The following is a 14,304-nucleotide window of genomic DNA, read 5'->3' as shown; positions in this document are numbered from 1 at the left end:
GTGGGCCTGCTGACCGCATGGCAACGACACCATGCGTGCAGGGGGAGGAGCGACGTTACCGCGCGGCTCGCGGCCTGTCGACCGGGATCACGCCGTGCGGTCGAGGGGAACCGCGGTCAGGCCGCCCAGCCGGGTGCCGCTGACCATGTCGTCGGCGAGCGTACGACCGAGCTGCCGGTACGCCTCGAAGTCCCACTCGTCGTACGACTGGTCGCCGGTCGAGCGCCGCGGGAAGTCGGGGTTGTCCAGCGCGTAGTGCTCGAGGTCGGTGCTCAGCCCGTCGGTGAGCACCGCCTTGACGAAGATGACGTCGGCGGCGTGGACCATGCCGTCCGCCCCCGGTGGGTACGTCGCGGTGCCGACGGTCCAGGCGGAGGCGGCGCGCTCGTCGGACGTCGACCGCAGCCGGGCGGTGTCCACGGTGACCTCGATGCCGAGGTCCATCCGCGCGGTCGCCACGGCGTCGGCGAGCGCCCCGAAGGTGTTCTCCTTGTCGTTGCTCGCGTCGATGACCACGACGCGGTTCGGGCGTCGGCGCAGGGCCTCCAGCAGCCCGAGGTTGTCGTAGTGGCCGCCGTCGGTGACGTAGATGCGGCGGTCGTACAGCGACGGCCGGCCGAAGGCCTCCCGCAGCAGCCGGTACGGCCCGGGCTTGCTCGCGACGCTGGTCGTCCGGGCGAGCAGCTCCCAGCCGCGGACGCGCCACCGGCCGCGGCGGTCGCCCTCGCCGGGCCCGGCCAGCGCCGCGCGCTCCTTCAGCGCCTTCGCGGTGAGGGCCGGCGGGCGGGCGTACGGGTTGGGTAGCCACACGCCGAGGCGGGCGTTCAGCACGGTCAGCAGGACGCGGACCGGCCGGGTGCGAGCACTGGCTCGACCCGCGAGCGGTGACACCGCGGCGCCGCTGATCGCCATCGAGGCGGGAAGGGTGAGGTCGCGCAGGTCGTAGTCGGCGCTGCGCTCGTACTCGTCGGTCGTGCGGGTCCCGCCGGCCGGCAGGGTCGGGTCGCCGAGGACGCCGGTGCGGTCGGCGGCGATGACGAACGGTACGCACCCGCGGCCGGCGGGGACGTACTCTGCGTCGGCGACGTTCGCGACGGCGGCCATCACCAGCTCCGGCCCGCCGGTCGGGCCGACCGCGGCGTACTCCGACACCGGGAGCGGCTTGGCGTACGGCTCGGCGACGGCCCGGCCGCGACGCCGCTCGACGAGGAAGGTCGTGGCCAGGCGCTCGCGGTAGAAGTGGTGCAGCGAGGTGCGGTTCACGTCGGAGACCAGCCGGACCCCGAGCACGATGACCCCGCACCACAGGGCGACGCTCCAGCTCGAGCGCCAGCCCGCCGAGGTGGCGTACGCGAAGGTCCAGCGCACGAGGACCAGGTACGCCGCTGCGAGGATGAGGACCGTGCCGAGCCAGGGTGCGACGACGAGACGCAGCTTCGCGACGAGCCTCGCCAGCCGCGCGTCCTCGTCCCCGACCTTGCTCAGGCCGGTGGCGACGGTACGAGCCAGCGCGACCAGACCGGTGAGCAGTGCGAGCAGGGTCGCCGAGCTCACCGGCCCGGGATCGATGAGCGCCCGCAGCGTGTGGGGGAGCCTGGCGCCGTCGGCGGACCGGGAGGTGAGCCACCGCACGGTCAGCGGCACGCCGAGCATGAGCAGCGTGGTGGCCGCCCCGACCGCCAGCAGCGTGCCGATGCCCGAGCGCAGCTCTCGCCGGACGCGGTCGTCGACCTGACCGAAGCGGTCGATGACCTTCTCGACCAGGAGGAAGGACCCGACGGCGAGACCCCAGCACAGCAGCGCCGCCGCGATCCACCACGGTGAGAACCGGATCGCCGTCGCGTCGTCGGTCACCTGAACCACGTCGTACTCGTGCAGGTACCAGCCCAGCAGCCAGGAGATCGCTCGCAGCGCCACCAGGACGAAGACGACGTTGATGACGACGCCGTACAGCACCGACATGACGCCGCGGAACACCTCGGTGCCGCGGGGCAGCAGGTAGCGGGTGTGTCGGCGCAGCAGGGCGAGCTCGGTGGTGCCCTGCTCGAACGGGGGCTGCTCGTGGTCCTCGACGGTGCGGCCGGTCCAGTGGAACGCGGCGGCCATGTAGCCACCGCCGCTCACGCCGACCACCGCACGCGCCTGCCGGTACACGCCCGCCGTCATCAGGGACTGCAGCGCGCCCAGGCAGAAGGACGCCGAGCGGATCCCGCCGCCGGAGCAGGCGATGATCGTGCCGCCGGTCGTCATCGCCTCGTCGGTGCGGCGGGTGACCTGGTCCATCGGGTCGGCGATCCGACGCCGGCGCTCGTCGGCGCGCTGCCACCACACGGCGCACAGGACGACGGCCGCGGCGAGGCCGAGCGCGAGCCACACGGGGCTCAGCCACCCGACCCACAGCCCGGTCAGGGGTTCGCCGTCCTGGCGGAGCCGCTGCCACAGGACGACGTTCTCGACGACGTCCAGCAGCGCGGCGACGACGAGAACGGTCGCCGCCCACCGGATGCGCCGGTACCGGCCGTCGAGGTAGGCGCGTCGCTGCGTGGCGTCGTCCGGCCAGGTGTGCCGGGCGTACCGCAGCTCGCACCCACGCAGGTACTCGCAGGCGCGTACGGCGGTCATGGCGAGGGCGATCGCGAACCCGGTGTCCAGCAGCAGGGACAGCCGCCCGGCCGTGGTGGCGGGACCGGTCGCGTACGAGGACCGGCCGACGGCCGACCACATCGGGATCTGCAGCGCCAGCAGGACGAGAGCCGCGAGCGCGACGTGCCGGACCGACGCCCTGAGCATGCGCAGCTCCACGTCGTCGACGTGCTCGTGCGTCTCCATGGGAGGAGGAGCCCGGCTCACCTGGCGCTGATACCGACGACCGACCTGGCACCACCTCCACCGTGGCGCCAGGTCGACCGCCGAAGGGCCCGGCCGCTCACGTCGAGCGACCGGGCCCTGCGAGCCTCACCGGTCGTCCGGCGCCACCCCTGAGGGCGCCGGACGACCTGGGTCAGTGGCGGGAGCCGACCAGCTCCATGTCCCGCTCGGGCGGCGGGGTGGTGGAGCGCCGGCGGGCGTCACCGTGCCCGGGCCACCACGCCGCGTGACCGAGCAGGGCGGTGATCGCCGGCGTGAAGAACATCGCCATGACGAACGCCGCCACCCCGATCCCGAAGGAGATCGCGAAGCCCATCGACACCATCAGGTCGTTGCCCGCCAGCATCAGCGAGGCGAACGAACCCGCCAGGATCAGACCGGCCGCGGCGACCGTCGGGCCGGCGTGCTGGAACGCCTTGGCCGCCGCGTCCCTCGGGCTGCGGCCCTCGCGGGCCTCCTCCCGCAGCCGGGCGACCATCAGGATGTTGTAGTCCGTCCCGAGGGCGACCACGAACAGGTACATGTAGATCGGCAGCATGAAGATCAGGCCGCCGGTGGCCGAGCCGGACTGCATCAGCAGCACGGTCGCGCCGAGCGTCGCCCCGAACCCGAGCCCGACGGATGCCATCAGGTAGAGCGGTGCCACGATCGAGCGCAGCAGCAGCCCGAGGATCAGCATGATCACGACCGCCGCCACCGGGAAGACGACCTTGTAGTCGCGCACCATGGCGTCGTCCAGGTCGACGTAGACCGAGGTCGAACCACCCACGTACGCGGTCGTCCCCGCCGGTGAGCGGTGCGCCGCGTCGCGCAGCGGACCGCCGACGACGTCGATCGCCTTCTCCGACGCCGGGTCGTCGTCCAGGACCACCTGGTACGTCGCGGTGCTGCCGTCCTTGCTCAGCTCCGGTGGTGACACCTGCCCGACGCCAGGCACCTTCGACAGGCCGGTGGCGTACGACGTCAGCCCGGTCTGCGCCAGGCGTCCGCCGTCGTTGCTGGTCACCAGCACCGTGCTCGGGTCGGTGGACCCGGCGGGGAGGCTCTGCTTCAGGGTGTTCAGCGCGACGGTGGACTCCGCGTCCTTCGGCAGGCCGCTGGAGCCGAAGTCGAAGGACGGCTTGAACCCGAACGAGAACACCGACAGGGCGACGAGGACGCCGCCGGTGACGACGGCGTACACCGCCGGACGACGACCGAGGGAGCGGCCGATCCGGGCCGACGTCGTGTGCTTGGGCTCGCGCTGCCAGGCCTTGCTCGGCCAGAACACCTTCGGGCCCATCAGGGACACGACCGCCGGGACCAGGGTCAGACCCGCGACGAGCATGACGGCCACCGCGATGGCGAGCGCGGGACCGATGGCTCGGAAGATCCCCAGCGAGGAGAGCACGAGGGCCATGAACGCGGCGATGACGGCGCCCGCGGCGGAGGCGATGGCCTCGCCGACCCGGCCGACCGCGGAGACCATCGCGGTCCTCTTGTCCTCGCCCATCCGCAGTCGCTCGCGGTAGCGGAACATCAGGAACAGGATGTAGTCGGTGCCGATGCCGAACAGCACGACGATGAGGATCACGCTGATCGAGCTGTCGGCGTTGAGGTCGAAGATCTCGTTGGCCCAGCCGATGAAGCCGGTGGCGACCTGCGAGACGAGCAGGATGAGCACGATCGGCAGCAGGGCGATGACGGGGCTGCGGAAGATGATGAGCAGCAGCACGATGATCAGGCCGATGGTGGCGATCCCGATCAGCGCCTCGGACTTGCTGTCCGACTCCTCGCTGTCGATCGCCTGGGCGGTGGGTCCGGTGATGCCGTACCGCAGGTCGGTGCCCTTGACCTGGTTGCCGAGGTTCTCGCGCATCCCCTTGACGACCTCGCGGGCGTCGTCGCCCCAGGTGTCGGCGTCCTTGCCGAAGCTGACCATCAGCGTCTGGACGCGGTGGTCGGCGGCGGGCGGGCCGGCGGCGACGCCGGTGGCGGGGGCCTTGACCTGCTGGCCGAGGTCGGTGGCGATCTGCTTGATCTTGGCGTTGTCGGCGGCGGTGAGCGCCTTGCCGTCCTGGCGGTCGATGACGACGATGCCGCCGAGAGTGGTGGTGTCGGAGTACTTGGCCTCCTGCAGCTGCGCGGCCTTGATCGACTCGTAGTGCTTCGGCAGGAAGTCGGACTCGTCGTTGGTCGTGGTGAGCTTCGGCGCGGTGGCGATGACGACGGCGGCGAGGAGCACCCACGCGCCGATCACCCACCACGGATGCCTGACCACGCCCTTACCGAGCTTGGCGAACATGTCTATCCCCTGAGTTTCGTCTGGTGTGCGGGTCCGCTGCGCGAGGTGCACGGCGGCTGACGTCTGACAGCCTGCGCCCTCGCGTCGGGCCGCGTCATCACGCCGAAGGCGGTTTCAGGGGCGACTCAGGGATGGTTCCGGGGTAGCCCTGAAGGGGTACCCCGCGGCAGGGTGGCGTGCTACTTCGGTAGGGCGTGTCGCAGTGCGGACCACGCCGTCCCCCACGGGCACGATGGCACTGACCCTCCGTACGTCACGGGAGGAGACGATGGCGGCGACGCAGACCAGGGAACGAGCCGGTCGGCCGGGCCCGACCGTGCAGAGGCCCGGACACGTCCTGAGCGCGCTTCCGTGGCTGGTCACGCTGGTGACACTCGCGTCGATCAGCCACGCGGGCGGTGCGCGCTGGCGCGAGATCGCCGTGTACGTCGTGGCGTTCGCCGTCTTCGTCGGCCTTCCCGGCGTCGTCGCCTGGCGGCTGCTGTGGTCGGGCCGGGACGAGGACACCTGGCTCGACCAGGTGGTGTTCGGGACGCTGACCGGACTGTGCCTCCAGCTCCCGGTGTACGTCGTCGGCCGCGCGGCCGGCGTCCCTCGGCTGCCGGCGGTGCTCCCGGTGCTCGCGCTCGTGGTGGCGCTCGCCCGACGTGACCGGCGGGAGGTGCTGCTCCCGGTCCTGCGGCCGGCGCCGCGCGTCCTGGCGTGGGGTGCGGCAGCGGCGAGCTGTTTCGCGATGCTGTGGTTCGGCGGGATCGGCTGGTTGGGCTGGAGATACCCGACCAGCGACCCCGTCACCCCGAACGGCGACGAGCCGTACCAGGTGGCGCTGACCGCGGAGCTGAAGCACCACTTCCCACCGCAGATCCCGACGGTGAGCGGCCAGCCGCTGGACTACCACTGGTTCGTCAACGCCCACCTCGCCTCGATGTCGTGGCTGACCGGGCTGAGCCCGTCGGTCCTGCAGGACCGGTTGCTGCTGCCCACCACGACCGTGCTGGTCTTCGCGGCGACCGCGCTCGTGGCGTACCGCCTCAGCCGATCCGCGTACGCGGGTGCCGCGGCGGCCGTGATCCTCGGCATGGTGGGCGACTTCGCGCCCTTCCCCGGCAAGTACGCCGTCTCGCCGTTCGACGAGGACTTCGTGTCGGCGTGGGACCCGCTGAGCCCGTCGTTGGGCTACGGACTCGCCCTCATGCTGCTGGCCGTGCACGTACTGCTGCGCGTGCTGACCCTCCCTCGACCGGCGGTGCCGGACGTGCTGCTGCTCGGTCTGGCCATGGCCGCTTTGACCGGTGCGAAGGCGACCTGTCTGCCGATGATCCTGTGCGGCCTGCTGCTCGCGGCCGTGGTCGTCGTGCTGCGGCGGCGACGTCCGGAGCGCAGCCTCCTGGTGGCTGCAGCGGTGACCGTGGCCGGTCTCGTCTTCGCCCAGGTCGCGCTGTTCCGCGGGGCCAGCCAGGGGATGTGGTTCCAGCCCGCGCACCTCGGCGCCTACCTCGCCACCAAGCTCGGCGTACCTCGGCACGGCCTCCCGCTGGCCGGCGCGACCGTCCTGCTGGTCACCTCGTGGGCGTGCGCCTGGTCCGGTGCGATCTTCCAGCTGCGCCGGGTGACGGACGCCCGCGCGGTCTTCCTGCTCGGGTGTGCGGGCAGCGGGGTGCTCGCCACCCTGCTGCTGGGGCACCCGCACAACAGCGAGGACTACTTCCTGCGGTTCGCGCAGCCGACGTTGGCCATCGCCTCCGCGTGGGGGCTGTGGACGGTGCTGGCGGACCGGTCCGTGCGGTCGCGCCGGCTGCTCGTCGGATCCGGTGTCGTCGCCGGAGTGCTCATCACGCTCGTCGCACGGTCGACCGCTCACGAGCTGGCGTGGCAGGGCGGCGTACACCTGTCGTACGCGGACCTCACCCGCCCGTACGTCGTCACGGTCGCGCTGCTGCTCGCCCTCGCCGTGGGCGCCTGGATCGTGCTCCGGCGTGATGCGGAGGAGCGGGCGCCGTGGCGGACCGTGGTCGTCCTCCTGGCCCTCGCGGTGACCGCCCTCGGGCTGGTGCGCGTCCCCGACACCGTACGGGCCGTCGCCGACCGGCCCTGGCGCGAGGCCGTGCCGCCCACCCGGGCGGACGCGGCGATCGGGCTCGGCGGTCTCGACACCGCGCGCTGGCTGCGCGAGCACACCTCGCCCGACGACCTCTTGGCGACGAATGCCCATATGCGGCAACCGGTTTCGCACGACAACCGGCACGCCTGGATCGCCGGTCTGGGGGAGCGGCGCGTGCTGGTGGAGGGCTGGTCGTACACACCGCCCGTGCTCGCCGAGGCGGCCCGGCGACGAGTTCCCACCTTCGGGATCGGGTTCTTCGACCCAGCGCTGCTCGCGACCAACGACACGGCGTTCACCCGCCCGTCGGCCGCATCGGTCGACGTCCTCCGCGACCGGTACCGCGTGCGCTACCTGGTGGTCGACGTGCGCTACCCCGCCCACCTGGCCGGACTCGAACGCGTCGCGTCCCTGCGCCTCCGCACCGGCGACTACGCCGTTCTCGAGCTCCGTTGAGGCGACCCCCGCGGTCAGTCGGCGTCGTGGGCGGCGGAACCGGCGGCCTCGCGGGCGCAGTGGGCGCAGCAGAAGAAGCGACGGTCGGTGACATGGCCGTGGCCGATCACCTTGCAGCCGCAGTGCTCACAGATGGGGGCGAGTCGGTGGATGGCGCACTCGAAGCTGTCGAACGTGTGCGTCTGCCCGGCTGTCACCACCTGGAAGGCCATCTCGTAGTCGTTGCCACAGACCTCGCACACCGCCATGGTCGCCTCCAGGGACGTCGGGTCGGCGTCGGTGCCGACGGGACGAGCGTCCTGCGCGGCGAGCCGCCCTGGCAACCCCCGACGACCTGGGGCGGAACGACCGCGGGGCGTCCTACCTGATCGGTAGGACGCCCCGCGGGACCCGGTGTGAGCCCGTCACAGCTCTGCCGGGTCTACCCCGTACCGGTCGGTCGCGCCACGGAGGAAAGGGGGAGCACGACCGGCCGTTGCATCACGACGTACTGGTGTCAGCTCCCAGCGTGGCCGTGATGGTCTGGCGCTGACCGTCCCGCACGACGGTGAGCGCCACCTTCTGACCGACCGCGTACTCGCGTACCTGGCCGACCAGAGAGGTCGATGACTCGACGGACTGCCCGCCGATGCCGACGATGACGTCGCCTTCCTTCAGCCCGGCCTTCTGGGCGGGGCTGCCGGAGTTCACGGTGGCGACGCGCGCGCCGTTGATGGTCGCGTTGCCGTCCTTGACCTGGCTGGTGTCGGCGCGGATCCCGAGCTGGGCGTGCGCAGCCTTGCCCGAGGACAGCAGCTGACCGGTCACCAGCTTCATCACCGTCACCGGGATCGCGAACCCGATGCCGATGTTGCCCGCCTGGTCCGATCCCGAGCTGCCGGCGTTGGGGATCGAGGAGTTGATCCCGATCAGCCGGCCGCTGCCGTCCACCAGCGCGCCCCCGCTGTTGCCGGGGTTGATCGCCGCGCTGGTCTGAACGGCGTTCGTGACGACCGGTTCGGCCTCCGTCGACTGCTGCTGCGGCTGCTGGAACGGGTCGCTCTGCTGGCCCTGGCCGCCGCTGCTCTGCTGCGTGCTGACCGGGCGGTCCAGCGCACTGACGATGCCCGTGGTGACCGTGCCGCTCAGCCCGAGCGGGTTGCCGATCGCCATCACCGGCTGACCGACGACGAGCTTCTTGTCGTCACCGATCGCGACCGGCTTGAGGCCGCTCGGCGGGTTCTTCAGCCGGATGACGGCCAGGTCGGTGGAGGCGTCCGTCCCGACGACCGTCGCCTCGTACGTCCGTCCGTCGTTAAGCGTGACGGTCAGCGTGCCCTGGTCGGCCACGACGTGGTGGTTGGTGACGATGTTGCCCTTGGTGTCGAGGATGACGCCCGATCCCTGGTCGCCACCGGAGGAGGTCTTGAGGGTGATCGACACGACGCTCGGGGACACCTTGGAGGCGGTCGCCGCCCAGTTGACCGAGCCGGCGTCGGCGAAGTCGGCCGGGTTGGCGTTGACGACGGTCGTCGGACCGGCGGTGGTCGCGCCGCCGCCGTTGTCGCTCCGAGTCGCGGCGTACGTACCGCCGCTCGCGAGCCCCGCGGCCAGCAGCGCCGCCAGCGGGACGGCGACCCACGGCGCGCGTCGGTTGCTGGACCGGGGAGCGGTCGTCGTCGGTGCGTGACCCGGCGCCGCGTACCCCGGGGTGTGCGCACCGTGGCCGTACGAGCCCGGCGCCTGCGGAGCCGACCAAGGGGCGCCCTGGGCGGCGGTCTGGTGACCGGGGGCGCCGTGCGGCGCAGTGGGGTGACCCTGGGCGGACGCCTGGCCCGCGTAGCCCTGCGGGGGGCCGTACGCCGGTGTGCCGTGCTGGCCGGCGGGTGCGGACGGGCGAGCCGGCGGGACGGGCGGGATCGGCTGCGTGTGCTCCGGGCCCGTGCTGTCGTCCTGGCGTGGCTGCTGCTCGTCCGGGGTCATCGCCTACTCCTTCTGTGCCCTTTTGCTTCTTCGGAAGCGGTGGTTCTACTCAAGCGGTTCGGTCTGGACGGGTCCTGGCTGGTCACTGTGAGTGACCTGTGGAACGCGCACCACGAACGTCGCGCCGCCGCCCACGGTCTCCTCCACGTGCACCGTCCCGTCGTGGCCCTCGACGATCGCGGCCACGATCGCCAGGCCCAGTCCGCTGCCGCCGCTGGCGCTGTTGCGGCTGGCGTCGGCGCGGTAGAACCGCTCGAAGATGCGCTCCCGCAGGTGCGGGGGTACGCCGTCGCCGTGATCGCGTACCTGCAGCTCGGCCCGCCCATCGCGCGAGCCGACCGCGATCTCGATCGGGCTCTGCTCAGGCGTGTAGCGGATCGCGTTGGCCATCAGGTTCGTGACGACCTGCCGCAGCGCGTCCTCGTCCCCCTGGACGACGACCGGCTGCATCGGTCCGTTCAGCCCGACCACGTGGATCGCCCGGCCGTGGTCCAGGGCCTGGGCGTCCTGGGCGGCGTCGGCGCCGATGACGGTGAGGTCGACCGGGCCGATGCTGCGCGGCTGGTCGCCCGGCGCCGTCCCGCGGCGCTCCAGCCGGGTCAGGGTCAGCAGGTCCTCGACCAGGACGCCCATCCGCGCGGCCTCGTCCTCAATCCGGCGCATCGCCGAGCGCAGGTCCTCCGGGTCGGAGACGGCGCCCTGACGGAACAGCTCGGCGTACCCGCGCACGGTCGCCAGCGGCGTCCGCAGCTCATGCGAGGCGTCCGCGACGAACTGGCGCATCTGCTCCTCCGAGGCGGCGCGCACCGCGAACGACTCCTCGATCTGGGCGAGCATCACGTTGATCGACTGCGACAGGCTGGACACCTCGTCGTTGGTGGCGGCCAGCGGGACGCGACGGCTGAGGTCGCCGGCGGCGATGGCCTTCGCGGTGTCCTCGATCTGCCGTAGGGGCCGGAACGCCCGCCGGATCGCGAACCAGCCGAGTACGGCCAGTGTCGCGAGGGCGAGAGCGGCGACGATCACGCTGAACCAGCGCACCTTCGACACGATCTCGTCGACGCGGTCCAGGGAGACCGCGACCGCGTACACGCTGCCGTCACTGGCCGTACCCGCGATGACCATCCAGCGCGTCGAGCCGCCACCCTCCGAGGCGGCGATGAACGGCCGGTGGTCCTCCACCCGCGTCGAGGCGGCCGACAGGTCGGGGAAGTGCGGGCGCGGGCCGTCGGACGTGGTCGCGGAGGAGCCCTCGCCGGTGACCGGCGTGACCGGCAGGTCCCGGATCTGGGGCAGCGGCCGGTCGTCCGTCGCCGGGAGGATGATCCGCGTGACGTAGGTGTTCTCGGGGACGACCGCGTTGATCGTGGTGTTGCGGTTCTCGATCACGGCCTGGTGAGCGGCGTTCGCGATCGGCCGGTACGACTGCGCGAGCTCGTTGGCCTGGCGGTCCTCCAGGTACGCCCGCAGCTGGTGGGCGCCGGCGGCTCCGGTGATGGCGAGCGCTGCGGCGAGCAGGCTGACCATGACCGCGACCAGCCGGAGCCGCAACGGCATCTCGTGCAGCGGCTCCGCGAGGCGCTCACGGGTGCGGGCTGCCGGGCCGGGTCCGGGGTCCAGCGGCCGGGCCGGCTCGTGCGGGCGGGCGCTGGGTCCCGCGGGTGAGGCGCCGGTCCCGGCCGATGGCGTGGGAGAGCTCACTCCCTCGGCTCACGCAGGACGTAGCCCACGCCGCGCTTGGTGTGGATCAGCGGCTCGCCGACCACGTCGATCTTGCGGCGCAGGTAGGAGATGTACGACTCGACGATGCCGGACTCGCCGCGGAAGTCGTAGTCCCAGACGTGGTCCAGGATCTGCGCCTTCGACAGCACCCGGCCCGCGTTGAGCATCAGGTAGCGCAGCAGCTTGAACTCGGTGGGGGAGACGTCGATGACCTTGCCCGCCCGGCGTACCTCGTGGGAGTCCTCGTCCAGCTCCAGGTCCGCCACGGTGATGGCCGCGCGGTCGCCGGGCTCCTCGGTCTGGGTGCGGCGCAGCACGGCACGGATGCGGGCGACGACCTCCTCCAGGCTGAACGGCTTGGTGACGTAGTCGTCGCCGCCGACGGTGAGGCCCTTCACCTTGTCCTCGACCGAGTCACGCGCGGTGAGGAAGACGATCGGGACTTCGTGGCCGTTGCCGCGCAGCTTGCGGGTGACGGTGAAGCCGTCCATGTCGGGCAGCATCACGTCCAGGACGGCGAGGTCGATCTCGTTGGCGTCCGCGAGGTCCAACGCGTCGCGGCCGTTGGCGGCCGTATGCACCTCGAACCCCGCGAACTTCAGGCTGGTCGCCAGCAGCTCGCGGATGTTGGTCTCGTCCTCGACGACGAGCAGTCGTGCTTCGGGTGCGGAGGTGCTCATGCCGACCACTGTCCGCCTGTTTCCTGTGAGCCGTCTGGGAGTCTGCTGGAGGTGTGAGGGCTGGTCGGCGGCCCGCATGGAGGGTGCGTACGGCTGCGGCGAGGTGGCCCCGCCCAGGCAACTGAGTCACTCCAATCTGACCGACTTGCGAGTGCGTCACCTTCGAATGACTCAGTTTGCCTAGCGGGGGAGGGCGGCCGTGAGGGTTGACATAGTTAACGGAAGTAATGAGTTATGATGGTTACCCCAGTTAACGATGTGCGGAGGAACCACGACCACCAGACCAGCCCCGATGTCCACCGCCGCGCGGCGCCGTCTGGCCGGAGAGCTCCGGTCCGTGTGCATGCGGATCAGCCGGCGCGCACGCTTCGAGAACACCGAGACCATCGCGCCGCACCACTTCTCGGTCCTGGCGCGGCTCGAGAAGAGCACCGCCACCGCGCGTGAGCTCGCCGAGCACGAGTGCGTCAGCGCCCCCTCGATGTCCCGCACGATCGGCGCACTCGTCGAGCGCGGCTACATCGCCCGTACCGACGACCCCGACGACGGCCGCCAGACGATCCTCAGCCTGACGCCCGAAGGTCGCAGCACGCTGAGGCAGACCCGCCGCTCGCGGGACGAGTGGATGCTCGTCCGCCTGGGCGACCTCACCGACGAGGAGTGCGAGGTGCTGGACCGGGCTCGCGACATCCTCGCCCGGGTGGCCGCCCGATGAGCCCGACGTTCGCCTCGCTGTCGATCTACAACTACCGCGTCTACTTCAGCGGCGCGCTGGTCTCCAACATCGGTACGTGGATGGGCCGGGTCGCGCAGGACTGGCTGGTCCTCACCGAGCTCACCGACCACGACTCGACCGCTCTCGGCATCGTCACCGCCCTCCAGTTCGCGCCCGTGGTGCTGCTGGCGCCCTGGGCCGGCGCGCTGGCCGACCGGTTCCGCAAGCGGCGGATCCTGCTCGGTACGCAGACGGCACTCGCCGTCACCTCCGCGATCCTCGCCGCGGTCACGCTGACCGGGGTGGTGCAGCTCTGGCACGTCTACCTGCTGGCGCTCCTGCAGGGCGTCGCGACGGCCGCCGACAACCCGACGCGACAGGCGTTCGTGTCCGAGATGGTCCCGCAGGACCGCATCAGCAACGCGGTGGGTCTCAACAGTGCGTCGTTCAACGCCGCCCGGCTGATCGGCCCAGGGTTCGCAGGCCTGCTCATCGCCTGGATCGGGACCGGCTGGACGCTGGTCTTCAACACGGTGTCCTTCGTGTCGGTGCTCTTCGCCCTGCGGATGATGCGCGGCAACGAGCTGGAGAAGCCGCCGCTGGCCAAGGGGCGCGGTGGCCTGCGTGAGGGATTCGCGTACGTACGGCACCGTCCCGACATCATGCTGATCATGGCCATCGTGTTCATGCTCGGCACGTTCGGCATGAACTTCCAGATCACCATGGCCCTGATGGCGACGACCGTGTTCGGGAAGGGCGCCGGCGAGTTCGGGCTGCTCGGCTCGATCATGGCGATCGGGTCGCTGTCCGCGGCGCTGATGTCCGCCCGGCGCAGCAGGCCCCGCCTGCGGACCCTGCTCATCGCGCTCGCGGCCTTCGTCGTCGCCTCCGCTGTGGCCGCGCTCGCGCCGTCGTACGTGCTGTTCGCGATCTTCCTGGTCCCGGTGGGACTGTCCGCGATGACCGTGCTGCCGACGGCCAACTCCATGGTCCAGCTCAGCGTCGCGCCGCACATGCGCGGCCGCGTGATGGCGCTCTACATGGCCATCTTCATGGGCGGTACGCCGCTCGGGGCGCCGCTGATCGGCTGGATCGGCAGCGAGTACGGCGCCCGCTGGACGATCCTGGTCGGCAGCATCGCCACCGGGCTCACAGCCGTGGGTGCGACCATCTACCTCATGCGACGCGACGACATCCGGTTCCGGTACGAGTGGGACCGCGGGCCGCACCTGAACGTGCTGCGCCTGCGTGACCGATCGCAGGCCCTGACGCCCGAGCAGGTCCGATGATGTCGCCGCGCTTCCGCCGCTGGGTCGTCGTCATCGCGCTGGTCGCCCTGATCGGCGTCCCCGTCCTGTCCGCATTCCTGTCCTGACCCACTCGCCGGTGGCGGAGGCGAACCCCGCCGGTCGAGCAGGGCCGGAGCCTGCGGAGGCCCGTATCGAGACCAGGTGCACGCGGTCACCTGGTCTCGATACGGGCCTCACTTCGTTCGCCCTACTCGACCGGCGGGTGT

9 protein-coding genes are annotated in these 14,304 nt (G+C 71.5%); 3 read left to right on the top strand and 6 right to left on the bottom strand.

The genetic code is table 11. From position 1 onward, the window contains the following. Positions 1 to 87: 87 nt before the first annotated feature. Together P4R38_RS00490 and P4R38_RS00485 are read right to left on the bottom strand one after the other, a co-directional pair. A complete protein-coding gene (locus P4R38_RS00490; protein ID WP_277190486.1) occupies positions 88 to 2,829 on the bottom strand; it encodes a patatin-like phospholipase domain-containing protein in 2,742 nt (913 codons plus the stop codon). Positions 2,830 to 3,001: 172 nt separating this feature from the next. Then, positions 3,002 to 5,152, bottom strand: coding sequence for an MMPL family transporter (locus tag P4R38_RS00485; RefSeq protein ID WP_277190485.1), 2,151 nt, complete (start codon positions 5,150 to 5,152; stop codon positions 3,002 to 3,004). 268 nt (positions 5,153 to 5,420) lie between these two features. Between P4R38_RS00485 and P4R38_RS00480 the strand changes: the two genes are divergently transcribed. Further along, complete coding sequence (locus P4R38_RS00480; protein WP_277190483.1) at positions 5,421 to 7,709, top strand: hypothetical protein; 2,289 nt, start codon at positions 5,421 to 5,423, stop codon at positions 7,707 to 7,709. Positions 7,710 to 7,723: 14 nt separating this feature from the next. Here P4R38_RS00480 and P4R38_RS00475 read toward each other — a convergent pair whose 3' ends face one another. From P4R38_RS00475 to P4R38_RS00460, 4 genes are all read right to left on the bottom strand, one after another. Next, complete coding sequence (locus P4R38_RS00475; protein ID WP_277190481.1) at positions 7,724 to 8,032, bottom strand: hypothetical protein; 309 nt, start codon at positions 8,030 to 8,032, stop codon at positions 7,724 to 7,726. Positions 8,033 to 8,189: 157 nt separating this feature from the next. Next, entirely contained in the window at positions 8,190 to 9,671 is a 1,482-nt protein-coding gene (locus tag P4R38_RS00470) for a trypsin-like peptidase domain-containing protein (RefSeq protein WP_277190479.1), read from the bottom strand. Between the two features lie 45 nt (positions 9,672 to 9,716). Beyond that, entirely contained in the window at positions 9,717 to 11,372 is a 1,656-nt protein-coding gene (locus P4R38_RS00465) for a sensor histidine kinase (RefSeq protein ID WP_277190477.1), read from the bottom strand. After that, positions 11,369 to 12,073 carry a response regulator transcription factor gene (locus P4R38_RS00460; RefSeq protein ID WP_275239958.1) on the bottom strand — a complete coding sequence of 235 codons (705 nt, stop codon included), beginning with the start codon at positions 12,071 to 12,073 and terminating at the stop codon, positions 11,369 to 11,371. Before P4R38_RS00460 ends, P4R38_RS00465 begins: the two co-directional genes overlap by 4 nt. Before the next feature lie 292 nt (positions 12,074 to 12,365). On the opposite strand from P4R38_RS00460, the gene P4R38_RS00455 reads away from it, so the two are divergent. Both P4R38_RS00455 and P4R38_RS00450 read left to right on the top strand, forming a co-directional pair. Continuing rightward, entirely contained in the window at positions 12,366 to 12,788 is a 423-nt protein-coding gene (locus P4R38_RS00455; protein ID WP_277190476.1) for a MarR family winged helix-turn-helix transcriptional regulator, read from the top strand. Beyond that, the gene (locus tag P4R38_RS00450; protein WP_277190475.1) at positions 12,785 to 14,077 is read left to right on the top strand and encodes an MFS transporter; all 1,293 of its coding nucleotides are present in this window, start codon (positions 12,785 to 12,787) and stop codon (positions 14,075 to 14,077) included. Before P4R38_RS00455 ends, P4R38_RS00450 begins: the two co-directional genes overlap by 4 nt. Positions 14,078 to 14,304 lie beyond the last annotated feature (227 nt).

The sequence above is a fragment of the Luteipulveratus flavus genome (assembly GCF_029439465.1).
Taxonomy (GTDB): domain Bacteria; phylum Actinomycetota; class Actinomycetes; order Actinomycetales; family Dermatophilaceae; genus Luteipulveratus; species Luteipulveratus flavus.
Note: the sequence above shows the minus strand (reverse complement) of the source record. Positions and strands in the feature narration are given on the sequence as shown.

Excerpts from the sequence above, each read along its gene's own strand:
- P4R38_RS00490 (WP_277190486.1), bottom strand. The coding sequence starts at position 2,829 with ATGGAGACGCACGAGCACGTCGACGACGTGGAGCTGCGCATGCTCAGG.
- P4R38_RS00485 (WP_277190485.1), bottom strand. The coding sequence starts at position 5,152 with ATGTTCGCCAAGCTCGGTAAGGGCGTGGTCAGGCATCCGTGGTGGGTG.
- P4R38_RS00480 (WP_277190483.1), top strand. The coding sequence starts at position 5,421 with ATGGCGGCGACGCAGACCAGGGAACGAGCCGGTCGGCCGGGCCCGACC.
- P4R38_RS00470 (WP_277190479.1), bottom strand. The coding sequence starts at position 9,671 with ATGACCCCGGACGAGCAGCAGCCACGCCAGGACGACAGCACGGGCCCG.
- P4R38_RS00460 (WP_275239958.1), bottom strand. The coding sequence starts at position 12,073 with ATGAGCACCTCCGCACCCGAAGCACGACTGCTCGTCGTCGAGGACGAG.
- P4R38_RS00455 (WP_277190476.1), top strand. The coding sequence starts at position 12,366 with ATGTCCACCGCCGCGCGGCGCCGTCTGGCCGGAGAGCTCCGGTCCGTG.
- P4R38_RS00450 (WP_277190475.1), top strand. The coding sequence starts at position 12,785 with ATGAGCCCGACGTTCGCCTCGCTGTCGATCTACAACTACCGCGTCTAC.